Annotated in this window: 22 protein-coding genes; 8 read left to right on the forward strand and 14 right to left on the reverse strand. The window is 64.2% G+C overall.

Annotation, left to right across the window (positions count from 1 at the left end; genetic code table 11):
• Positions 1-133 precede the first annotated feature (133 nt).
• Complete coding sequence (locus NMG80_RS27075) at positions 134-1987, reverse strand: DEAD/DEAH box helicase (protein WP_254020960.1); 1854 nt, start codon at positions 1985-1987, stop codon at positions 134-136.
• A 199-nt stretch (positions 1988-2186) separates the two neighbouring features.
• Here NMG80_RS27075 and NMG80_RS27080 point away from each other — a divergent pair, with 199 nt between their 5' ends.
• The 4 genes from NMG80_RS27080 (at position 2187) to NMG80_RS27095 (ending at position 4722) form a co-directional block, all read left to right on the forward strand.
• Complete coding sequence (locus NMG80_RS27080; RefSeq protein WP_254020961.1) at positions 2187-2336, forward strand: hypothetical protein; 150 nt, start codon at positions 2187-2189, stop codon at positions 2334-2336.
• Between the two features lie 106 nt (positions 2337-2442).
• Positions 2443-3477 (forward strand): aspartate-semialdehyde dehydrogenase, encoded by a 1035-nt coding sequence (locus tag NMG80_RS27085; RefSeq protein ID WP_254020962.1) that lies wholly within the window; start codon positions 2443-2445, stop codon positions 3475-3477.
• A 432-nt stretch (positions 3478-3909) separates the two neighbouring features.
• On the forward strand, positions 3910-4320 hold the full coding sequence (locus NMG80_RS27090) for a DoxX family protein (protein ID WP_254020963.1): 411 nt from the start codon (positions 3910-3912) through the stop codon (positions 4318-4320).
• Between the two features lie 138 nt (positions 4321-4458).
• Positions 4459-4722: a YMGG-like glycine zipper-containing protein gene (locus NMG80_RS27095; RefSeq protein ID WP_254020964.1), complete on the forward strand. Its 264-nt coding sequence runs from the start codon at positions 4459-4461 to the stop codon at positions 4720-4722.
• A gap of 77 nt (positions 4723-4799) precedes the next feature.
• Here the strand turns inward: NMG80_RS27095 and rpsP are convergent, their stop codons facing one another.
• The 7 genes from rpsP to NMG80_RS27130 form a co-directional block, all read right to left on the reverse strand.
• Positions 4800-5201: a 30S ribosomal protein S16 gene (rpsP, locus tag NMG80_RS27100; protein ID WP_027153676.1), complete on the reverse strand. Its 402-nt coding sequence runs from the start codon at positions 5199-5201 to the stop codon at positions 4800-4802.
• Between the two features lie 110 nt (positions 5202-5311).
• Positions 5312-5638 (reverse strand): chorismate mutase, encoded by a 327-nt coding sequence (locus NMG80_RS27105; protein ID WP_095495656.1) that lies wholly within the window; start codon positions 5636-5638, stop codon positions 5312-5314.
• A 7-nt stretch (positions 5639-5645) separates the two neighbouring features.
• Complete coding sequence (gene ffh, locus NMG80_RS27110) at positions 5646-7289, reverse strand: signal recognition particle protein (RefSeq protein ID WP_254020965.1); 1644 nt, start codon at positions 7287-7289, stop codon at positions 5646-5648.
• A 307-nt stretch (positions 7290-7596) separates the two neighbouring features.
• Positions 7597-8562 carry a CPBP family intramembrane glutamic endopeptidase gene (locus NMG80_RS27115; RefSeq protein ID WP_254020966.1) on the reverse strand — a complete coding sequence of 322 codons (966 nt, stop codon included), beginning with the start codon at positions 8560-8562 and terminating at the stop codon, positions 7597-7599.
• A gap of 200 nt (positions 8563-8762) precedes the next feature.
• On the reverse strand, positions 8763-9362 hold the full coding sequence (locus NMG80_RS27120) for a DUF1236 domain-containing protein (protein ID WP_254020967.1): 600 nt from the start codon (positions 9360-9362) through the stop codon (positions 8763-8765).
• A 62-nt stretch (positions 9363-9424) separates the two neighbouring features.
• A complete protein-coding gene (locus tag NMG80_RS27125; RefSeq protein WP_254020968.1) occupies positions 9425-10516 on the reverse strand; it encodes a zinc-binding metallopeptidase family protein in 1092 nt (363 codons plus the stop codon).
• Positions 10517-10631: 115 nt separating this feature from the next.
• Complete coding sequence (locus tag NMG80_RS27130; RefSeq protein ID WP_254020969.1) at positions 10632-11879, reverse strand: flavin monoamine oxidase family protein; 1248 nt, start codon at positions 11877-11879, stop codon at positions 10632-10634.
• 256 nt (positions 11880-12135) lie between these two features.
• Here NMG80_RS27130 and NMG80_RS27135 point away from each other — a divergent pair, with 256 nt between their 5' ends.
• On the forward strand, positions 12136-12930 hold the full coding sequence (locus NMG80_RS27135) for a lytic murein transglycosylase (protein ID WP_254020970.1): 795 nt from the start codon (positions 12136-12138) through the stop codon (positions 12928-12930).
• 115 nt (positions 12931-13045) lie between these two features.
• On the opposite strand, the gene NMG80_RS27140 is transcribed toward NMG80_RS27135, so the two are convergent.
• Complete coding sequence (locus NMG80_RS27140) at positions 13046-13975, reverse strand: Ivy family c-type lysozyme inhibitor (RefSeq protein WP_254020971.1); 930 nt, start codon at positions 13973-13975, stop codon at positions 13046-13048.
• A gap of 62 nt (positions 13976-14037) precedes the next feature.
• Entirely contained in the window at positions 14038-14643 is a 606-nt protein-coding gene (leuD, locus tag NMG80_RS27145; protein WP_254020972.1) for a 3-isopropylmalate dehydratase small subunit, read from the reverse strand.
• 169 nt (positions 14644-14812) lie between these two features.
• Between leuD and NMG80_RS27150 the strand changes: the two genes are divergently transcribed.
• Positions 14813-15238: a GNAT family N-acetyltransferase gene (locus NMG80_RS27150; RefSeq protein WP_254020973.1), complete on the forward strand. Its 426-nt coding sequence runs from the start codon at positions 14813-14815 to the stop codon at positions 15236-15238.
• A gap of 208 nt (positions 15239-15446) precedes the next feature.
• On the opposite strand, the gene NMG80_RS27155 is transcribed toward NMG80_RS27150, so the two are convergent.
• The 4 genes from NMG80_RS27155 to NMG80_RS27170 all read right to left on the reverse strand — a co-directional run bounded on the left by NMG80_RS27155 (position 15447) and on the right by NMG80_RS27170 (position 20480).
• Positions 15447-16613 carry an NAD(P)/FAD-dependent oxidoreductase gene (locus tag NMG80_RS27155; RefSeq protein ID WP_254020974.1) on the reverse strand — a complete coding sequence of 389 codons (1167 nt, stop codon included), beginning with the start codon at positions 16611-16613 and terminating at the stop codon, positions 15447-15449.
• A gap of 61 nt (positions 16614-16674) precedes the next feature.
• Positions 16675-18171 carry an ATP-binding protein gene (locus NMG80_RS27160; protein ID WP_254020979.1) on the reverse strand — a complete coding sequence of 499 codons (1497 nt, stop codon included), beginning with the start codon at positions 18169-18171 and terminating at the stop codon, positions 16675-16677.
• A gap of 59 nt (positions 18172-18230) precedes the next feature.
• Positions 18231-18920, reverse strand: coding sequence for a response regulator transcription factor (locus NMG80_RS27165; RefSeq protein ID WP_254020975.1), 690 nt, complete (start codon positions 18918-18920; stop codon positions 18231-18233).
• 3 nt (positions 18921-18923) lie between these two features.
• Complete coding sequence (locus tag NMG80_RS27170) at positions 18924-20480, reverse strand: DUF4153 domain-containing protein (protein ID WP_254020976.1); 1557 nt, start codon at positions 20478-20480, stop codon at positions 18924-18926.
• A gap of 426 nt (positions 20481-20906) precedes the next feature.
• On the opposite strand from NMG80_RS27170, the gene NMG80_RS27175 reads away from it, so the two are divergent.
• The gene (locus tag NMG80_RS27175; RefSeq protein WP_254020977.1) at positions 20907-21821 is read left to right on the forward strand and encodes an HpcH/HpaI aldolase/citrate lyase family protein; all 915 of its coding nucleotides are present in this window, start codon (positions 20907-20909) and stop codon (positions 21819-21821) included.
• Between the two features lie 3 nt (positions 21822-21824).
• On the forward strand, positions 21825-22031 hold the full coding sequence (locus NMG80_RS27180) for a DUF1737 domain-containing protein (RefSeq protein WP_254020978.1): 207 nt from the start codon (positions 21825-21827) through the stop codon (positions 22029-22031).
• Positions 22032-22264 lie beyond the last annotated feature (233 nt).

Genomic DNA, 22264 nt, shown 5'->3' on the forward strand with positions numbered 1-22264 from the left:
TTCGCTCCTGCTCCGCCCTAGGATGACGAAGTGAGGGATGTCCCGGCCAATTTCCAAGGGTTCTGACACGGAAAGCAGCGGTCGACGTTCACCGTCGTACGGCTCCAACCGTCAAGATTACTGTGTCAAGGAACTACCCCGGCCGTTTCTTCGACTTCTTGTGCTTCGCCGGTGCACCTTCGAACTTCGCCTTCGCTGCCTTCCCGGCCCAGGGCTTTGCCTCGAATGCGGCGGGCCGCTGATCGGCTGACGGTGCACGCTTCTCGAATTTGGGCGCGTTTTGGTCGACCGTCCGCTTGCCGCGGTGCGGCTTCTTGTCCGGCCCTGGCTCCTGATAGCCGGCTCGCGACAGGTCGGGCGTGCCGTCCAGCCGCTTCACCGCGATGTTATTCTGCAACTTGCGGTCCGGGCCGATTGCCTGGAAAAACCGGTCGGCCCAATCGGCCGCGATCTGCACGAAGGTTTCTTCCGGCTGCATCTTGATGGCGCCGATCTCACGCTTGGAAATGCCGCCGGTCCGGCACAGCATCGGGATCAGCCAGCGCGGCTCGGCATTCTGCCTGCGTCCCACCGACAGCGAGAACCAGACGCTGTCGCCGAAATCGTCGCGGCGGCTTGGCGCCTCGTCGCGACGGACGGATCTATCGCCAGAGGGCCTGTCGCCCGACGGCGTGAACTGAGCGACGTCTAGGAGATCCTCGGGCGCCGAACGGCTGGAACGGCACAGACGCACGAAGGCGGCAGCCACCTGGTCGGGGCTGTGCTGCTCAAGAAGCGCATTGATGAAGCCGCGCTCCTCTTCCTTCACCGGTTCGCTGAAGACCGGGTCGGCGAGGATGCGCTCGTCGTCGCGGCGCAGGACGTCGTCGGCCGAAGGCGGGCTCGCCCATGTCGCCGCAAGGCCAGCGCTTTGCAGCAGCCGTTCGGTGCGCCTGCGGGCATTGTTGGGCACGATCAGCGCGCTGACACCCTTGCGTCCCGCCCGTCCCGTCCGCCCGCTTCGGTGCAGAAGCGTCTCCGGATTGGTCGGCAGGTCGGCGTGGATCACCAGTTCGAGGTTGGGCAGGTCGATGCCGCGCGCCGCCACGTCGGTGGCGATGCAGACTTTTGCGCGGCCGTCGCGCATCGCCTGCAGCGCGTGGCTGCGCTCGTTCTGGCTCAGCTCGCCCGAAAGCGCGACGACGGAAAAGTTGCGGTTGTTGAAGCGCGCGGTCAGGTGATTGACGGCGGCGCGCGTGTTGCAGAACACCAGTGCGTTCTTCGCCTCGTAATAGCGCAGCACGTTGATAATGGCATTTTCCCGGTCGGCCTGGGCTACGCTCAGCGCCCGGTATTCGATGTCGAGATGCTGCTTCTCCTCGCCGGCGGCCGAGATGCGCACCGCATCGCGCTGATAGCCCTTGGCCAGCGTGGCGATGGAGCGCGGCACGGTGGCCGAAAACATCAAGGTGCGGCGCTCGGCCGGCGCGGCGTCGAGGATGAATTCCAGATCCTCGCGAAAGCCGAGATCGAGCATCTCGTCGGCCTCGTCCAGCACCACTGCCTTCAGCCCGGACATGTCGAGCGAATTGCGGGTGATGTGGTCGCGCAGCCGGCCGGGCGTGCCGACAACGATATGGGCGCCGCGCTCCAGCGCGCGGCGCTCGGTGCGCATGTCCATGCCGCCGACGCAGGACGCTATCGCTGCGCCGGTCAGTTCGTAGAGCCATTCGAGTTCGCGCGTCACCTGCAAGGCGAGCTCCCGCGTCGGCGCCACGGCCAGCGCCAGCGGTGCTGCGGCATGGGAAAAGCGCTCGGCGCCGTCGAGAAGGGTCGGCGCCAGAGCCAGCCCGAAGGCGACGGTCTTGCCGGAGCCGGTCTGGGCGGAAACCAGCGCATCGGCCTGCCCGAGCTCGAGAACCGCCTTCTGCACCGGCGTCAGCTCGACATAGCCGCGTTTTTCCAGCGCCTTTGCCAGCGCGGGGACAAGTGCTTCGAAATTGGACATTTCACTCTTTCGGAATTCGGATTCTTTTATGCCCGGCAATGGGTCATCCGTCGGCGAGCGCCAGGAGCGCCACGAGCCAAACGATCCAATCGTTCGTACTTCGCGCCGCCGCCATTGTACAGGGCAAGCCGCCTCGCTGCGTCGCGATTGACTCTTTACGCAAACCGCGTAAAAGCCGGCACCGAATGGGGTAGTTTCGATGCGCGGCCATTTGATGGCGCTTCTTGCCTTCGACTTCCCCGGCCGCAATGCGAACCATTGGGCCGGGCGTTTCGGCGCGTCTTCTCGTTCCAGCAAAACCACGTTCTTGGCCAAAAAGACCGGTAAAACGGCCACTAAAACGGTCTGATTCCCTTTGGCCTAACCACCCTCTCCCGGGTCCGGCCTGGGGGTTGAAACCCGCATCGGCCGGCGGGTTTTCTCCAAAAACCGAGCGGAGAGGACAGGAGATTTCGATGAGTTTCAAGGTTGCAATCGTCGGCGCCACGGGCAATGTGGGTCGGGAAATGCTCAACATACTGGAAGAGCGCGGCTTTCCGGTGAGCGAGGTGGTGGCGCTGGCCTCGCGGCGCAGCCACGGCACGGAAGTGTCGTTCGGCGATCGCACGCTGAAGGTCAGGGCGCTCGACCAGTATGATTTTTCCGATACCGACATCTGCATCATGTCGGCGGGCGGCAACGTTTCGAAGGAATGGTCGCCGAAGATCGGCAAGCAGGGCTGCGTCGTCATCGATAATTCGTCGGCCTTCCGCTACGACCAGGACGTGCCGCTGATCGTGCCGGAAGTGAACCCGGACGCGATTTCGCTGTTCACGCGCAAGAACATCATCGCCAACCCGAACTGCTCGACGGCGCAGCTGGTCGTGGCGCTGAAGCCGCTGCATGACCTCGCCACCATCAAGCGCGTCGTCGTCGCCACCTACCAATCGGTGTCCGGCGCCGGCAAGGAAGGCATGGACGAATTGTTCACGCAGACCCGCGCCGTGTTCGTCGCCGACCAAGTCGACGTCAAGAAGTTCACCAAGCGCATCGCCTTCAACGTCATCCCGCATATCGACGTCTTCCTCGACGACGGCTTCACCAAGGAAGAGTGGAAGATGGTCGCCGAGACCAAGAAGATGCTCGATCCCAAGATTAAGCTGACGGCGACCTGCGTGCGCGTGCCGGTGTTCATCGGCCATTCGGAGGCGGTCAACATCGAGTTCGAAAAGCCGATCACCGCCGATGAGGCACGCGAGATTCTGCGCGAAGCGCCGGGCTGCCAGGTTCTCGATAAGCGCGAGGACGGCGGCTACATCACGCCGCTGGACTCGGCCGGCGAGGACGCGACCTTCATCTCGCGCATCCGCGAGGATTCGACCGTCGACAACGGCTTGTCGATGTGGATCGTCTCCGACAATCTGCGCAAGGGCGCCGCACTCAACGCGGTGCAGATCGCCGAATTGCTGATCGAGCGCGGGCTGATCCAACCGAAAAAGAAGGCGGCTTGATTCTCGCTCACGGCTCGGCCTTCGGCCGATTTAGTTTTCGCTCACGGGCCGTATCGCCGCTGCCGCGGCGGGCCCTCCGCGGGGGCGCCGGACAACCGGCGGCCCCCAGTCGCGGGCTCGGCCCTCGGCCGTTAGCTCCCTTCTCCCCGTTCACGGGGGTGAGAAGTGATCCGCGAAGCGGACGGAAAGCCAATTGCTTGGCTTTCCGAACGACGAACGCCCGTGGCGACAGCGAAGGGCCGGGGTCGAGGCACTCGGCGAGGCGCCGCCGAAAATGATCCCTGCCGAAAAGTTCTATTTTTCCTGAGGGTTTGTTCCCGCGCTCACCGCAGCACCGTGCGCTGGAAAAATCATAGGCGTGTCGGATCGCCGCCTCACGCCGCGTCCTTGGTTCGACCCTCGCCAAGAGGGCTCGAAACAACCGGAGGACCAATGACCATGTCTCAAACTGCATCCGTCACGCCGGGCGCGCTGTGGACCGGCCGTGGGCTCAGCGCCCTCATCGTGCTGTTCATGATCTTCGACGGCGTCATCAAGCTGCCGCCACTCGATATCGTCACCCAGACCATGGTGCAGCTCGGCTGGCCGGCCGATCCCGGTGTCTCGCGCATGCTCGGTATCATCGGGCTGGTCTCGACCGCGCTCTACGCGGTGCCGCGCACCTCGGTGCTCGGCGCCGTCCTGCTCACCGCCTATCTCGGCGGCGCCGTCGCGACCCACGCGCGTCTTGGCAGCCCGCTGTTCTCGCACACATTGTTCGGCGTTTATCTCGGCCTCATTCTGTGGGGCGGCCTTTTCCTGCGCAATCCCGGGGTGCGCTCGCTGATCCCGTTCAGCCGATAGCTGCGGCGTCAAAAGATGGCGGTCGCGCCGCCAGAGAGGGCGCCGCCACCCTTCTTCCTTGTCCTTGGATCAAATCGCCCGGTTGCGAGTTAGACGATGTGGGGAGAGGACGGAAAACCCCATTTGGGAGGAGCGACGATGAAGAAACTGGTAGTCCTGATAGTATTGGCAACTTCGCTCGCAGCCTGTTCCCGGACGGAACAGGGCGCCGCGGTCGGTGGGCTAGGGGGCGCTGCTATCGGCGCTGCAGTGGCTGATGACGAAGTTGAAGGTGCGGTGGTCGGTGGTGCTGTCGGCGCCCTCGCCGGCGCACTGATCGGTCGTGCTACCGAACCCGGCCGGTGCCGCTATCGCGATCGCTATGGACGCGTCTACATCGCCCGCTGCCCGGCAGGCTATTGATCGAGCCGCGTCATTAGCTCCGACGAAATGAAACGGCGGGCAAAGCGCCCGCCGTTCCGTAAGCGATAAAAGGCAGATTATTCCGCAGTCGCGGCTTCCGCCTCGGCCGGCGCGGCTGCCGCGGCGGCAACAGCGGCGGCTGCATCGTCCTGCGCCTTCTTCAGAAGTGCGGCGCGTTCCTGCGCCTTCTTGCCGGGCTCGGCCTTCTTCGGGTTGGAGCGGGCCTCACGCTTGGCGATGCCGGCCTCGTCGAGGAAGCGCAGCACGCGGTCGGTCGGCTGGGCGCCATGCGAGAGCCAATGCTTGACGCGGTCGGCGTCGACCTTGACCCGCTCGCCGTCCTTGGGCAGCAGCGGGTTCCACGAACCGAGCGACTCGATGAAACGGCCGTCGCGCGGCGAACGGGCGTCGGCGACGACGACGTGGTAATAGGGACGCTTCTTCGAGCCCGCACGGGCCAGTCGGATTTTCAGTGGCATTTTCTTTCTCCTAAAATTCTGATTTTCGTTGATCGGGGTTATGGCTGTCGTCTTTATGCATGTCGTTGTCCCAAAACCGCTGCGCACTTTTGGGCGACATGCACTGGTCCTCAGCCGGTTTTCGTTACGCCGTTGGATGCGGCGATATGCTCGTGATGTCGGATCACTTCGCGGACGACGAAGTTGAGGAATTTCTCCGCGAAATCCGGGTCGAGATGGGCGTCCTTCGCCAGTTGGCGAAGGCGGGCGATCTGCTGCTGCTCGCGTGCCGGATCGGCCGGCGGAAGGCCATGCGATGCCTTCAGCTCGCCGACCGCCTTGGTGCAGCGGAAGCGCTCGGCCAGCATGTGGATGAGCGCTGCGTCGATGTTGTCGATCGAGGCGCGGTAGTCGACCAGCGCCGCGCGCGCGTCGGCCATGTCCTTCTCTTCGTTCATGGCGCCCTCACTTCTTCTTGCCAGGGGCGTTCTTGCCGAGCCCATTCTTGCCAAGCATTGGCAGCCCGCCGCCGGATCCCGGCAGGCCAGGAAGCTTCATGCCGCCGGGCAGCCCAGGCAGACCACCGCCACCTGGGAGGCCACCGGGAAGACCCTTCATGCCGCCGAGACCGGCTGCCTGTGCCTGCTTCTGCAAGGCTTCGAGCTGCTTGGAATCCATTTTAGACAGGTCCGGCATGCCGCCGCCCATCATGCCGCCCGGGCCACCCATGCCCCCTGGCATCATCCCGCCGAGCCCCATCTTCTGAGCCAGGCCGCCCATCATGCCGCGCATCAGGCCACCGCCTTTGCCCTTGCCGCCCATCGCCTTCATCATGTCGGCCATGCCGCGGTGCATCTTCAGGAGCTTGTTGATCTCGGCCGCATCGGTGCCGGAGCCTGCGGCGATGCGCTTCTTGCGCGAGTGCTTCAGAATATCCGGGTTGGCGCGCTCGGCCTTGGTCATCGACGAGATAATGGCGAGCTGACGGCCGAACATCTTGTCATCGAGACCGGCGGCGGCCATCTGGTCCTTCATCTTGCCCATGCCCGGCATCATGCCCATGATGCCGCCCATGCCGCCCATCTTCGACATCTGCTGAAGCTGGCCGGCAAGATCATTCAGGTCGAACTTGCCCGACTGCATCTTCTTGGCCATCGCCGCCGCCTGCTCGGCGTCGATGTTTTCGGCAGCCTTTTCGACGAGGCTGATGATGTCGCCCATGCCGAGGATGCGGTCGGCGATGCGCTTGGGATGGAATTCCTCCAGCCCGTCCATTTTCTCGCCGGTGCCGATCAGCTTGATCGGCTTGCCGGTGACGGCGCGCATGGAAAGTGCTGCACCACCACGGCCGTCGCCATCCATGCGGGTCAGCACCAGGCCGGTGATGCCGACGCGCTCATCGAAGCTTTTTGCCAGATTGACGGCGTCCTGGCCGGTCAGCGAATCGGCGACCAAAAGGATTTCGTGCGGCGACGAGACCTTCTTGATGTCGGCCATCTCGACCATCAGCGGCTCGTCGATGTGGGTGCGGCCGGCGGTGTCGAGGATGACGACGTCATGGCCGCCGAGCTTTGCCGCCTGCACGGCGCGGCGGGCGATGTCGACCGGCGTCTGGCCCTCGACGATCGGCAGTGTGGCGACCTTGACCTGCTCGCCGAGCTGACGGAGCTGCTCCTGCGCGGCGGGACGCCGCGTGTCGAGAGAGGCCATCAGGACCTTCTTGTTCTGACGCTCGGTGAGGCGCTTGGCGATCTTGGCCGATGTCGTGGTCTTGCCGGAGCCCTGCAGGCCGACCATCATGATGACGACCGGAGCCGGCGCATTGAGGTCGATCGCGACGCCCTCGGCGCCCAGCATCTCGACCAGCTCGTCATGGACGATCTTGACGACCATCTGCCCCGGCTTGATCGACTTCAGCACGGCGGCGCCGACGGCTTTCTCGCGCACCTTGTCGGTGAAGGAACGCACCACTTCCAGCGCAACGTCGGCCTCGAGCAGCGCACGGCGCACCTCGCGCAGCGCCGCCGAGACATCGGCCTCGGACAGGGCACCGCGGCCGGTGAGGCCGTTCAGGATGGAGCCAAGGCGCTCCTGAAGGGATTCAAACATCTGTCTTCCTTCAATCTCGGTTCGGGTTCGATCCGAGAGGTAATGCGTTCGCGCCCAGTGTCCAAGTAAAGCCCAAAGCCAAAAAGCACCCGGGGGCGCACAGCGCTGCCGGATGTTGGCCTCCAGGATCGATTTACAGCACGTCACCTCAAAGAGGCTTCGGCGTCCCGGTCGGCTTGCTCAGAGGGATACTCGTCGCGGAATTCGCGGCGTGTAGACAGGAAATCGGCCGCGGAGTCAAGGTGCGGGCCGAATACGCTGAACCGGGCCGGTTCGGTTTATCGCAGCACTACCAGCGTGATGCGCATCAGCTGGGGCCGCCGCGCTGCGAAATATCCGGCTCGACTTTCAGCGGCGAGCGCGGGTGCAGCAGCAGCAGGATCGTCAACAGGCTGCAGACGATGCCGATCGCCGCGATGAGGACGGCATCAAGGGTCGTCCAGCCAGGGTCTTCGAGCGGCCTGGCGTTGAAAAGGGCGAAGAAATTGTAGCTTTGCTGATGCGAAATCAGCAGGAAACCGGTCAGATTGTTGCCGAGATGAGCGCCGAAGGCGGCTCCGAGATTGCCCGTGGCATAGACCACAAGCGTTAGGAGCAGCGCAAAAGCGGCGATCGAGGCCAGCACGCAGGCGTTGATGGCGGTCGTCGAGCTTGGGCTCCAATGCATCGCAGTGAACAGAAGTCCTGGCAGCAGCGCCCAGATGAAGGGGTTTTGAAACCGATTGGCCAGGCCCCTCAGGAGATAGCCGCGAAACAGCACCTCTTCGGACGAGGTCTGCAGCAGGGTCAGCGCGGCGATCGGGATCAGGAACAGCAGCCAGGACGACAGGCCGATCGGGCCGCGCGCAATCTCGGGCTGCAAAAGATAGAGCAGGATCTCGGAGAGCAGCGATGTGATCAGCACCGCGGCCAATCCCCTAAGAAATCCCGAGCGCGAAACGCGGCGGCTTGTGCCGATCAGCGCCATCAGCGGCTCGCGATGGACCCAGCGCATGGCAGCCCACAGGCCGAGCCAGATCCCGGCAAAGGAGGCAAGCGCGGCGAGGATCCCGGCGGGCGAGACCATGAAATTCTGCACCGCCCCTCCTTCCACCGGGGCGGCAGACGATGCCTGCCAGACGATGAAGAAATAGGCGCCGCCGAACAGCACGGCGATGGTTGTCGCGACCCAGAACAGGACAACGATCGCCGTTCCGAGCAGGAGGCGCGGCAGGGTCGTCTTGGCGTTTGGAGAGCGTCGATAGTGCTCGAAGGCGGCAGGGTCTAATATCACGCGGGTTCCTTGCCTGATGCTCGGGTCGCATGGTCTAGAGCATCGGACCCGAAAGTGGAACCGGTTTGGGAAAATCCGACGCTCGAAAAAAGGCTGGAGCGGCGGGCACGCCGCTCCAGCACGAAGCTCAGGTTAACGATATCGAAAAGAGGCGGCCGCCATTGGCTCTTGCCGGGCGGCCGCCTGGTTGGTTGATGATGTCAGCGCTCGACGTACATGATGCGTCGGGTGCCGGGATCGACCAGAGCCGGCTGACCATTCACGTAGACATAGCGGTAGTCATAGTCCGGAATCTCGCGCAACTCGACGGTATCGGGCAAGGTCGCGCCCGTAACCACCTCGCCCTCGAGATAGACCGGGTCGAGCCGGTTGGTCTCGATATAGGTGCGGACTTCGGCCGGCGGCCGTCTGATCGGCTCGATCGGCTCGCCAGCGACGATCGCTCCGGTATACGTGCCGGGATAGTCGACGTCGGCGGGCGCTTCGACGATGGCAATGTCTGCGTCGTCAGGGCGTTCCGTCAGCACGACCTTGTTGCCGCCGAAATCGGCCGTCACATAGTCGGAATAGATCCAGCCCTGGCCATTGGCCTCGGCGACGGTGCACCATTTGCTGTTTCGGATGCAGCCATCAAGCGTTGCCGACTGGCCCGCGGCGAGCACGCCGATGACCGGGTATTGCGGGCCGGGGCCGGCGCGTACGTTGAGATCGGTGACAGCCGAGACGGCGGTGTCAGCCAAGGCTGTGCCCGACATGGCGACAAGCGCTCCGGCGACAGCAGGAAACAGTATGCGCTTCATGGTTTCGCTCCGTTTTGATGGTCCCTCTCGAATGAAACGAAACAAGGCTTCATGCGTTCCGGCTAAAACGCCTCGGCCGGCTCACGTTTTGTTCCGGTTTCTTTCACGACAGTCAGGAGTTCATGAACGAAGGCCAGCTTCCGTGCGGTCACCTCCGAGATGACGAAGGGATAAAGGTCCGGCAGGCCCATGCAGCGGTTGATCGAGTTGGACGCTTCCGACAGCACCAGCCAGCGGGCCAGGACCTTTTCGAACGGTTCGAGAACGGCGGCAGGTTCCGACGGCGCCGGTTGCAGCTCGCCGCCGGTGTCGCTGCGCGACAGCTCGTTGGCCTCTACCGTTTCCAGTCGGCCGAGCGGGAAATTCAGCGCATGCACCATCTCCAGCGTATCGGTGATGTGCAGATGGTGCGCCCATGTCTCGGCCCAGTCCTCCCAGGGATGGGACGTGGCATAGGCAGAAATGTGGTCCTGCTGCCAGTCGGGCGCAGCACCTTTGGCATGGTAGGTCTTCAGCGCCTGCTCGTAATCAACGCGCTCGTCGCCGAACAATGCGCGGAAGGCGGCAAGCCGTTGCGGGTCGTCGCGGATCAGGCGGTCCCAGTAATAGTGGCCGAGCTCATGGCGGAAATGGCCGAGCAACGTTCGGTAGTTCTCGCCCATCTCGACGCGCCGTCTTTCGCGCTCGGCCGAGTCCGCCTCGGCGACATTCAGTGTGATCAAGCCGTTGTCATGGCCGGTCAGGATGCGCGCGCCCCCTGGGCCGCCGATCGGATCGGCGAGAAAGTCGAAGGCGAGGCCGGCCTCGTCGCCAGCGTTCCGCTTGGGCACGACCGGCAGTCCGGCGGCGAGCAGCGAATAGATTGCCCGCTTCTTTGCCGCTTCGACGCGGATCCAGCGACGGCGGTTGCCATCCACCGAAAGGTCGGGGATCAACTGGTTCAGCTCGCAGGCGCGGCAGAAGGCATGGCCAGGTTCCGCCATCCAGTTGCAGGCGCACTCGTCGGCATTGGTGCACTGGAAAACGCCGCCGGCACCAGACAACACGAAGCGCGCATCCGCGGGATCGTAGAGCACGGGGCTGGCGCAGTTCAGGCACTGGGCGTTCTCGAAATAGAGACGGTGGCCGCAATGCGGGCAGTCGAAGAGCTTCATCCCAATCTCGAATCACCAGGTCTCGAACCACCAGGTCTCAAATCATCAGGCCCGGATATAGTGCGCAGCGGCATATCGCCCAAACGCCTGTCGGCGACCGGCGTTCCTGCCAACGCTATTTTGCCGCCAGCTGGGCGGCGACCGTTCTCGCCACCGCCTCGCCCGACAGCCTGGCGCCGCCGCAGGTCTGCATCAGCGGCCCGGCCAGATGCTCGCCGGCGAAAAAGATTTTTTCCGCCACCGGCTGCATCAGCGTGGCGCGCGCCTGCGAACGGCCAGGCCGCGCCGCCGCATAGGCGCCGCGCACGAACCGCTCGCCGCCCCAATTGGTCATCATAGCCCGCCCGACATGTCTTCTGACGTCATTGCCTAATATGGCGCACAGCCGGTCGACGACAAAGTCGACGCCTGCCGCCTCGCCCGCCGCCGACATCTCCCAGGCGAAATCGCCGCCGACGTAGCCGACCATCAGGTCGAGGTCGAAGGGAAAGCAAAGGAAGTAGATGTCGTGCCTGGCCAGCCGCTCGATCAGCAGGTCGTCAAATGGCGCCAGCCCGAGCCTGGTGCCGGTGATTTCGACCGGCAGCTTGGTCAGCATGCCCATCGGCAGGTCGAAGAAGGCAGCGAAATGCCTGTCGGGCAGCGCCGGTGCGAATTCGATCTCCTCGAAGGCGAGCACCGCCGGCGAGGCGGTGACGATGACCGCCTTGGCGCGAATGGTGCCGCGATCGGTGACGCAGGCGACGCCGGGCAGGTCCCAGAGGATTTTCCGCACCGGCGTCGACAGCTCGACCGGCACGTCGGCGCCGAAACGGGCGACCAGCGCGCCGAACCCCTCCTTGGTGAAATAGTTCGGATCGAGATCGGCGGCGGCCTGAAAGTCGCGAATCGATATCTCGTCCTCGTCGGCGCCGAAGTCCATCGGCCCAGCAAAGGTGGCGGCAGCGCGCGGCGCATGACCTTTGGCGAGCAACGCCGAAAGACGGTCGTCGTCGCCAACCTTGACCTCATGCGCGGCCAGCAGCTCGAACAACCTGCTATCGGCCGCTTTCATCGCGGCCTCTTCGTCCTCGCTCGCCTTTCGGTTGCGATAGTAGAGATGATCGATATTCATATCGTGATGGTGAAGCGTCCAGCGGGCGGCTTGCGCCTCGGGAACGTAGGGATTGCGGTCGGCCGCGTGCAGCCAGGCGCAGCCGATGTCGAAAGGAACGCCGAAATGCTGGTCGCTGGTCCAGGCGCGGCCGCCGATACGGTTCATCGCTTCGACCAGCTTGAAGGAAAGGCCGGCCGCACGCAGGGTCTTGGCGGCGGAAAGTCCCGCCGAGCCGGCCCCGATGACCACGACGTCAACGTCTTCCATGAATATTCCAGCCCCCGCCACAATAATTACTTGATCGTAAGCAAGTTCTCCGGCATTCGCCAGCGCTGCGGCGGCGATGCGTAAACGACTTCTTAGCGCGGCGGCTCGAAAATCGGTTTCGATTCTCGGAAAAGCACGATGCGCTGATTGTAAAGTGTTGGAGCGTACTGCGTCCAAGTGGGCGCACGTGTGACAAGCGGGCGTTTCGCTGGCAAATTCGTATTTGGGACAAGATCCAGGCAACGAGGAGAGCAACATGGCATTTTTTGCCAAGGCAAAGATTTTAGCGGCGGCAGCATCGATGATGCTTGCGGCGGCAACAGCTGCACAGGCCGCCCAGTGCGGCAACACAGGCGCCGGCTTCGAAGCGTGGAAGGCTGAGTTCGCCGCAGAGGCTAGAGCCAACGGTGTAGGCTCGAAGGGTCTGGCCGCCCTGGCTAGCGCGACCTATGCAAAAAGGACGATCGCCGCCGACCGCGCCGTCCACAAGGCTTTCGGCGGCTCGGTCGAAGCTTTCATGAAGCGCCGTGGCGCATCCACCATCATTTCCAAGGGCCGTTCGCTGAAGAAGTCGAACGCCGCGCTGTTCGACAAGATCGAACGGACCTACGGCGTGTCGCCGGGTGTGTTGCTCGCCATCTGGGGTATGGAGACCGGCTTCGGTTCCTTCTTGGGCAAGCAGAATACGGTCTCCGCCATTGTAACGCTTGCCTATGATTGCCGCCGCCCGGAGTTCTTTTACCCGCATGCTGTTGCAGCCCTGAAGCTGGTTGATCGCGGCGCGTTGAGCGCCTCGTCGGTCGGCGCCATGCATGGCGAGATTGGCCATACCCAGTTCCTGCCCGGAAATGTTTTGAAATACGGGGTCGGCAGCGGAAATCTGCGCGACAAGGCCACTGCCTTGGCTTCCACCGCCAACTTCCTCAAGGCTCATGGTTGGCAGCCGGGTGCCAGCGCGCAGGCCAATCTCGGTGCAATTGCCGGCTGGAATGACGCGAGCAACTATCAACAGGCCATCGCCCGCATCGCCACGGCGATCGATGGCGACTGATAAAAGTCCCTATTCGACGGAAAGCCCGGTCATGCGCCGGGCTTTTTTGTCGATAGTCTAAGGTTACGACTGCCGCCGCTCGGGCCGCCTCGGGAACGAGGTGCGAAGCAAGAAGCTAATTCGGCGAGCCGAGCGCCTTGTCCATTGCTTCCCTGACCTCGGCGGGCCAGGTGTTCACAGCCGGCCACGCATCCGGCTCGGGCTTGTCGCCGCGGCGGGCGAAATAGAGCTTGTGGCTGGCCGGATCGATCGCCATGAAACCGTCACTGCCGCCGCAATCATGCGGCATGCAGCCGCTGGCGTAGAAGACGCCTGAGGCGGTCTTCTCGGTGCCGCCGCCGACCAGCAGGCTGGTGGCCATGTCGGGCATCTGCTTGCCGAGCAGCGTCGCGGCTTGCCTGTAGATGGCCTCGTTATGGAAGGCATCGACTATGCTCTCGTACTTCGTCGGGTCGATATCTTTCCAGCCGGTACCCGGCTCCGGCATGTAGGTGAGATTGCCCGAGGTCGACAACCCGCCGGTCGGCGACCATTGCAGCGCCGGCTTCGATTCGCCCGGCAAGAGATGAGGCACGAAATAGATCGCGCTGTCGGACAGCGCGGCCGGCGGTGCGCCGCATTCATCCTGCTCGACCGTGGTGCTCTGGATGGTGCCGCCTTCCGGCTTCCACACGATCACCTTGGCCGGACCGCATTGATTGCCGCCGTCGCCGACATCGACCAGCGCCACCGTGACGCCGCCGACCTCGACAATTTTGTCGAAGAAGACATCGTAATTGCTGGCCAGCTGCTTGCCGTCATAGGCCAGCACCTTCTCGCCATACTCTTCCTGCTGGGTGATGGTCAGCTGCCCATTCTCGAACGGGACCGGTGCTTGGCTGTCATCCTCGGCCAGGCCCGCATTACTCGACGCGCCCAGGTCGGCGGCCCCGCCGGACGCATCGTCAGCCGGCACGAGCACCGTGTCGGTCTGTGCATGCGCGCCAGCCACCGGCATCACAATCCACGCCAGCGCGCAGGCGCCGGCAAGCAGCGAACGTGTCATGCCTGTCCCTCCGTTCAGCCGCCACGAACCCGGCCTGTCGCGGCCGGGGGTCATTGTACCGCTCAGGCCCAGGGCCGCAGCTCGGCGTTCTTCTTCTCGAACGAGGCGATGGCGTCGGCCTTCTCCATGGTCAGGCCGATATCGTCGAGCCCGTTGAGCAGGCAGTGCCGCTTGAAGTCGTCGAGGTCGAACTTGACCACGCCGCCGTCCGGCCCGCGGATTTCCTTGGCTTCGAGGTCGATCGACAGCGTTGCGTTGGAGCCGCGCGAGGCGTCGTCCATCAGCTTCTCCAGATCCTCGGGGCTGACGGTGATCGGCAGGATGCCGTTCTTGAAGCAGTTGTTGTAGAAAATGTCGGCGAACGAGGTCGAGATGACGCAGCGTATGCCGAAATCGAGCAGCGCCCACGGCGCATGTTCGCGCGACGAGCCGCAGCCGAAATTGTCGCCGGCGACCAGAATCTGCGCCTTGCGATAGGCCGGCTTGTTGAGCACGAAGTCGGGGTTTTCCGAACCGTCGTCCTTGTAGCGCATTTCGGCAAACAGTCCGCTGCCGAGCCCGGTGCGCTTGATCGTCTTGAGATAATCCTTGGGGATAATCATGTCGGTGTCGACATTGACGATCGGCATCGGCGCGGCAACGCCGGTGAGCTTGGTGAATTTTTCCATAGGTCTTGCCCGTCTTCTTTTCGCTGCGGGGGATGTGTTGGCGCCCGGTTTACACAAAGCTGCAGGCAAATAAAAGGCGGCTGTTTTCGCCAGCTTGGTCCTGGAGCACAGGCCCCCTTCGAAACAGGGCCCCTTCAAAGTTGCCGCCCTATGGTGCACCTTGGCCGGCATGACAACACGTCCCAAAGTCCTTTACGCCAGCGAACCGGCCCTCGACGCAGCCGAGTTCCGTCGCGTGCTGGTGGAATCCGGCCTCGGCGTCACCCGGCCTGTCGATGACGACCTCCGTCTGAAGGCGATGCTTGCCAATGCCGATCTGATGTTGACGGCGCGCCTCGCTGCGCCTGACAAGCCGCTGATTGGCCTTGCCCGCGGCATCACCGACTTCTCGTGGGTGTGCTATATTTCCGAGCTCGCCGTTTGCAAATCGGCGCAAGGGCTCGGCATCGGCAAGGGCCTGCTCGACGAAGCGCGGCGGCAGCTCGGACCATCGGTCGCCATGTCACTGATTTCCGTGCCCGACGCCGTCGGCTTCTACGAACGGATCGGCATGACGCGCATGGCCGACGCCTTCTGGTTTGGCCGCGAGCGCTGACGGCTCGCCTGTCGCGATCCTTCGCGCCCCCTCTGTCCTGCCGGACATCTCCCCCACATGGGGGGAGATTGGCTGTCCCCACCGGTTGCAGGGGTGAGCGGGACGCTGAAACTGCTAATCTCCCCCCATGTGGGGGAGATGTCCGGCAGGACAGAGGGGGCGCTGTCCCTCCAGCATCAAAAATCGCGGAGCGTTCGCCGCGTTTCCCTCAGATCACATTCAATTCCCGAAACGCCCGCCCCTCGGCAACGCGCTCATACCCAAACGCCGAGCAGTCCACCGTGCGGTAGCCGCCATGCACGATCAGCTCGGCCAGCGCCTTGCCGACCGCCGGCGCCTGCTGCAGGCCGTGGCCGGAAAAACCGTTGGCGAAGAGGAAATTCCCGACTTGCGGATGCGGGCCGATCACCGCGTTCTGGTCGAGCGTGTTGTAATCGTAATGGCCGGCCCAGGCGCGCGTCGGCTTGATCGCCTCGAAGGCGGGGATGCGGGTCGCCAGCACCGGCCAGATCACCTCTTCGAACAGCGGCCAGTCGGGCTCGAAATCGCTCGCGTCGGCGGGGCCGTCGCCCTCTTCCGGCTCGCCGCCGCCGGTGATGTAGACCGAGCCTTCCGGCCTGACATAGATGCCTGAGGGATCGACCAGCAGCGGCATGTCGTCATATTTCTCGCGCGCCTCGAAGATGAAGACACTGCGCTTGCGCGGCTCCACCGGCAACACCAGTCCGGCCATTGCGGAAACCTTGCCGGCATTCGGCCCGGCGGCGTTGACGACGATGCCGGCGTCGAGCCGCTCGCCATTGTCGAGGTTTACCCCGGTGACGCAGTCGCCCTGCCGTTCGATGCCGGTCACATCGGCGGTGATGAAATCGATCTTCTTCTCCCGCAGCGCCTTGCGGAACAGCATCAGCATGGCATGCGCGTCGAACCAGCCCTCGCCCGTGCGGCCATAGGCGCCGGCGGTGATGCCCTCGGCCGACAGCCACGGGAACCGGCGGACGAGCGCCTCCGCATCTTCAAGCACGACGTCGGCGCCCTCGGCCATCTGCGTCTGGTGATTGGCCTTGAGGATCGGCAGCCCGTTGTCGCCGGCAAGGATGAGATAGCCGCCTTCGCGAAAGCCGATATCGGCGTCGGCCCCGAATTCTTCCGTAAGCCGCCGGAACAGTTTCAGCGTGAACTGCGACAGGCGGATGTTTTCGGGAATCGAAAACTGCTGGCGGATCGAAGCGCAGGACAGCGTCGTCGCCGCATGGGCGAACTGCGGGTCGCGCTCGACCAGCGCGATCGAGCCTGAAAACCCTTCCTCGCGCAGATAATAGGCGATCGAGGAGCCGACGATGGCTCCGCCGATGATAACGACGTCGTAGCGCACTTTTTCGCTTCTCCAGTTCCAGAGCATGATCCCGAAAACCGGTTTCTGATCAGGCTCCAATTCATACAGCCGACAGGATGATCTCGAAGCGCGTGCCGCGCTCGGAGTCAACCAGGCGGATCGTGCCATCATGCGCTTTCAGGAGGGCCATAACGATGCCGAGGCCCATGCCGGTGCCGCCGCGATCGCGGCGCGTGGTGAAGAATGGCTCGAAAATACGCGCCCGGTTGCTGGGCGAAATGCCGGCGCCGTCGTCGCTCAGCAGGATCGTCGCCTTGCCGACTGCGCTCGCCGCCGTGATCGAGACCAGCGTCGCGCCATGCCGCGCCGAATTGTCGATGAGATTGGCGAGCACGATCGCCGCGTTCTCGGCCGAGATGCGCAGGCGGGTCTCGCCGCCCGCCTCGACGCGCACCGCTATCGTGTTCTCGGCTGGCAGCAGCGCCAGCGCGGCACCTAACGACGTGCTTTCACCGCTTGGCGCAAGGTTTTCGGCGCGCGCCAGGTCGAGCAGACGGCGCACCAGCAAATTGAGCCGCCCAGCGTCGGTGACGATGTTGTCCGAAAACCGCCACCGCTCGGCCTCGTCCATCGCGCTACCCGAATCGCGCAGCAGTTCGGCCGCACCCTGGATCGCCGTCAGTGGCGATTTGAGCTCGTGCGAGACGTGAGTGGCGAAGGTCTGGATGCTGTCTGAGCGCGCATGCAGCTTTTCGGCCATGTCGAGGAAGGCGTCGGACAGTGCTGCCATCTCGCGCGTGCCATGATGGTCGAGCGGCCTGATCGCCGCGCGATCACCGGCGGCGATGCGCTTTGTCCGCTCCATCAGCGCGTAGATCGGCCGGCTTACGGTGCGCAGGAAGACAAGGCCGATGAGCAGCGTGCCGCCGAGGACGGCGATCGCCGCCAGCACCACCTTGCCGCGCTCGCCATAGAGATGCTTGACGATGTTGTTCGGCGTCCGCGACAGGTAGACCACGCCGGCGACCTTGCCGTCGACGGCGACCGGCAGGGCGACGAAGACGCGGACTCTCGTGCCGCGGCTGACCGAATAGAGCGATGGTGGCGGCTCGTCGGAGATCCTCTGCCGGAGCACGCTGGCGTAGCGGCCGGCAAGTGCTGCGCGAACCTCGCCGACGGCGCCGAGCGACAGGCCGACCTCTTCGCGTCCGGCGATGACGACGCCTTTGGGGTCGAGCAGCCGAAAGCCGGCAAGCGTGGTCCTCTGCGTCTCGGCAAGAATGCCCGACAGCCGCGCTCCGATCGCCGTGAAAGCGGGATCGACGGTGGCGGCCGTCGCCGCAGGTCGGGTCGCCAGAACCCTGTCGGACGCGAGATCGAGGCTTGGCTCGATCGGCCGGTAGGGAGAGTCCGGATTGTCTCTGTCGGCAGGCACGGCCGCGCCGAGCTTTTCAGCCGGGAGGCCGGCGTCGCGAACCTCTTGCGCATGGATGGCGGCAAGGGCGGCACCTTGCGCGATCAGCTCGGCCTCGGTCTGGCGGATCAGCTGGTTCTCGTAGAGCCTGAAGAAGAACAGGCCGACCAGCGGCAGCGCCATCACCATGATCAGGATGGCGACAACGATGGTGGCGAGGCGCGGGCGCCATTTATGCGCGGTCACGCGCCGCACCGGCCGAGCCGGAAGCCGACGCCATGCACTGTCTCGATCGCATCCGTGCAGCCGGCCGCCGCCAGCTTGGCGCGGATGTTGCGGATATGGCTGTCGACGGTTCGGTCGGCGACATGGATGTTGCCGGCATAGGCATTGGCCATCACCATGTCGCGCCCAAGCACATGCGCCGGGCGCGCCAGAAACCCCTTCAGGATGGCGAATTCGATCGAGGTCAGCACCAGCGGCCTGCCGTCGAAGCTGGCGGCGTGGCTTGCCGGCACCAAAGCCAGTCTGCCATGCGAGAATTGCCTGTCGTCGGTCTGGGCTGGCGGGCGGGCACGCCGCAGGATGACGTTGACGCGGGCGACCAGCTCGCGCGGGCTGAACGGCTTGGTGACATAGTCGTCGCCACCCATTTCGAGCCCCAGGACGCGGTCGATTTCTTCATCACGCGCGGACAGGAACAGCACCGGCACATCCGATGTGTGCCGCAGCCGCCGGCAGACCTCCAGCCCGCCCATCTCCGGCATGCCGATGTCGAGCACGACAAGGTCCGGCGCGCGGCGCTCGATCGCCTGCAAGGCGGAGGCGCCGTCGGCTACTGCAACCGTTTTCATGCCGGCCTTTTCGAGGGCGAAGCAGATGATCTCGCGGATGTGCGGATCATCGTCGGCGATCAGGATATGATGCGGCATCAATCAGCGGCCCGGCACGAAGGGTTCGGAGCCCTGAGGAACCACGAACGGGATAGCTGTGTCGAGAGTGCGAAGGAGCCGCCAGTCGCGAAAGCTCCAGGCGCGCCAGTTTTCCCGAGCCGCGCGGTAGCGGGCCTCGTCGCGCCCAAGCAAACGGACGAGTTCGCGGTGGGGGGAAACGCTGGCCGCATTCGTCCTGGCCTGCTGCTCGAGGAAGCGATCGAGCGCCGGCCGGGCGCTGGGACCGAGCGAACGCAGGTACCAGAAATCGAGCTCGCTGCCGTGGCCGGTCATTTCCAATGAGTGCTCGACATTGTAGTTGGCGATCAGGGCGGCAAAGTTGATGAACGAGCAGGCATAAAGCGTCGCCGATAGCGTCAGAAGATTGGCGGAAAGCAGCCATTCATTGGATTTTCCGAGCGCGATGCGGGCGATGATCAGGGCGAGGCCCGCCGCGACCAATCCCATCCAGACAAAGGCGGCGACGCGCCAGTAGGTCAGCGCATAGATGCCGACATAGAGTTCGAGCCGCAGGATCGACGAGATGACCAGCACGATGTTCTGCGCCACCCAGACATAGACCAGCCGGCGGATGAACGGATCGCTGGAAGTGGCACTTCCCGGCCTAAGCGCCGCCAGGACGAAACCGGCGGCGAGCAGCGCCGTGAGGATCAATGGATAGGCGCCGCGATGCGCGTAAGCGGCGTAGGTCAGCCCGTCGGGCAGGGCGATGCCGCCCCACAGATAGGTGGCGTCGAGCACGGTCTGCATCGCGAACAGGATGTTGAAGACCACCAGCGCGCGAAGAATGGCGGCCTTGCCGAAGATGATGTCCTCGATCGCCTTGGCGGGTTTTGTCGTCGTCGTCACCCCGCTGACAGGGACAGGTGCCACCCGACGCGCAATGCGGCGCAAGAAGCGCGGCAGGCGCGGGCGCAGAAAGGCCCAGACGCCGGCAAGCACGACCAGCCAGAAGGCCAGCCGCGGCAGCTGGATGAGGTCGAGCAGTGCGTGGAGATCGATCAGCGACAGCCAGTATTCGATAACCGGATTGGCGGCGCCGAACAGCGCCAGAAACACTGCGCCCAGGGTTAGCGGCATGATCCAGACGGCGATCGCCGCGAAGCGGATGCGCCGCCGGCCAAGCCGCCGCGCCGCCTTGCGCCAGCGGAAAAAATCGTGGACGAACCGAAACAGCGCTGCGATCAGGAACAGCGCGACCTGGCCGGCAATGCGGGCAAACCCGCGCCGCAGCCGCCCGACCAGCGAAAGCGCAAAGACGGCCAGCGCCGCCAGCCCGATCGCGACGGACAGCGCACTGACATTTTCGAGGAGCGGCAGCAGCCCGACAAGCAGGGCAACGGGTTTGAACCAGGCCCGGCCGGCGCTGAGCGCCGACGGCTGGATCGCCGCGGCTGCGGCGGCCAGAGTGACGCCGAACAGGAAAAGCGTGATGCCGACCGGCTGCCCATAGAAGAAGAAATCGGCCAGCGCGGCAAGCAGGACGGCAACGCCGAAGCGCGCGCAAGTGCTCGGCGTGACGGTAACCAGCGATGTCATGATCGGGCTTTCTCCGCGGCTTTGATCCGGCCGGGGGGCGGAGATTTGCGGATGAAGGGGAAGAGAGTCGCCGAACCGTGCGTCCGCGGCGGTTCGACGAGCCACCAACTGTCATTGCGGAGGCGGTACGGTAGGGACCAACGGGGTTTTTCTCGCTCTTGCATACCGCCTGTATCGCCCGGCCGAAATGCAGGCAGCGAGGCGGGTCCGAGGAGGTTTTCCGCAATCCCGTGCAGTTTTCGTGCAGGGTCATCGCTTCAGCTTTGAAATCGGTTGCCTTCGCAGAATCGGGGTTCCTCGCCCCACTCTCGTGGGGCGAGGAACCCAAGCTGGAATTAAGCCGTGGTCCTTCTCCTGAAGCGGCAATTGCCCAATGTAGGAGCCAGACGGCTTGCCTCGACCGGCCGCAGGCGGCATAGATCTGAGATGACCGAAACCTATCGCCCGCGCCGCTCGGTGCTCTACGTCCCGGCCTCGAACGACAAGGCGCTGGCCAAGCTTGCGTCGCTGGATTGCGACGCCGTCATCATCGATCTCGAAGATGCCGTCGCCCCGGCCGACAAGGTTTTCGCACGGGAAAAGCTGGCCGGCATCTTCGCCAACCGCCCTGGCCGGCGCTGCGAGATGGTCGTGCGCATCAACCCGCGCTCCAGCGAATGGGGCGCCGACGATTTGCTGGCTGCGGCAAGCTGCGAGCCCGACGCCATTCTGCTGCCCAAGGTCGATACGCCGCGCGACGTCCTGGAAGCCGGCGACGTCCTCGACGACAATTTTTCACCCGACGCGGTGAAACTATGGGCGATGATCGAAACGCCCAAGGCGCTGCTCAACATCGGCCCGATCGCTGAGCTTGGCCGCGATCCGGCCTCGCGGCTGGTCTGTTTCGTTGCCGGAACGAACGACCTGGTCAAGGACACCGGCATTCTCGCGACGCCCGACCGGCGCTATCTCACACCGTGGCTGATGCAGATGGTGCTCGCCGCGCGCGCCGGCGGCCTCGATCTGCTCGACGGTGTCTTCAACGATTTTCGCGATCTGGACGCTTTTGCGCGCCAATGCACGGAAGCAGCCGCCATGGGGTTCGACGGCAAGTCGCTGATCCACCCGACCCAGATCGATGCCGCAAACCGAGCCTTTGCGCCATCTGCCGAAGCGGTGGCCGAGGCGCGCTCGGTGAAGGATGCCTTCGCGCTTGCCGAAAATACCGGCAGGCAAGTCATTGCGCTGAATGGAAAAATGCTCGAACGGCTGCATCTGGCGCAGGCCGAAAAACTGCTGGCGAAGGCGGCCGCCAGCGGGGCATGCCAGCGGGGGTATGATTGCAACTCACCACAGGAATGAAAAATGAAACTCTACCGCTTTCTGTCCGGCCCGGACGATTCCAGCTTCTGCCACAAGGTGACGGCGGCGCTGAACAAGGGCTGGCATCTGTTCGGCTCGCCGAGCTATTCCTACGACAAGCAGACCAAGAGCATGCGCTGCGGCCAGGCCGTGGTGAAGGATGTCGAGGGCCAGGAATACGGGCCCGGCACCAAGCTCAGCGATTGGTAGGGCGCTGAAACGCTCGTCTTTCGTCATCCTAGGGCGGAGCGACGCGAAGCGGAGTGCAGACCCTAGGATCCATGCCGTTACCTCTGCCGAAGGGCACGGCGGATCAGGATTAGTGCGATCATACCACCGATCGGAATGGCCGCCCGATTGCCCGTTACCGCGGAACAGGATGGTGTTCGATTCTGCGCCGCCGGAGCACTGCACCACCATCACGGCATGATGGGGTGGACGGC

The sequence above is a fragment of the Mesorhizobium escarrei genome, from assembly GCF_935825525.1.
GTDB lineage: Bacteria > Pseudomonadota > Alphaproteobacteria > Rhizobiales > Rhizobiaceae > Mesorhizobium > Mesorhizobium escarrei.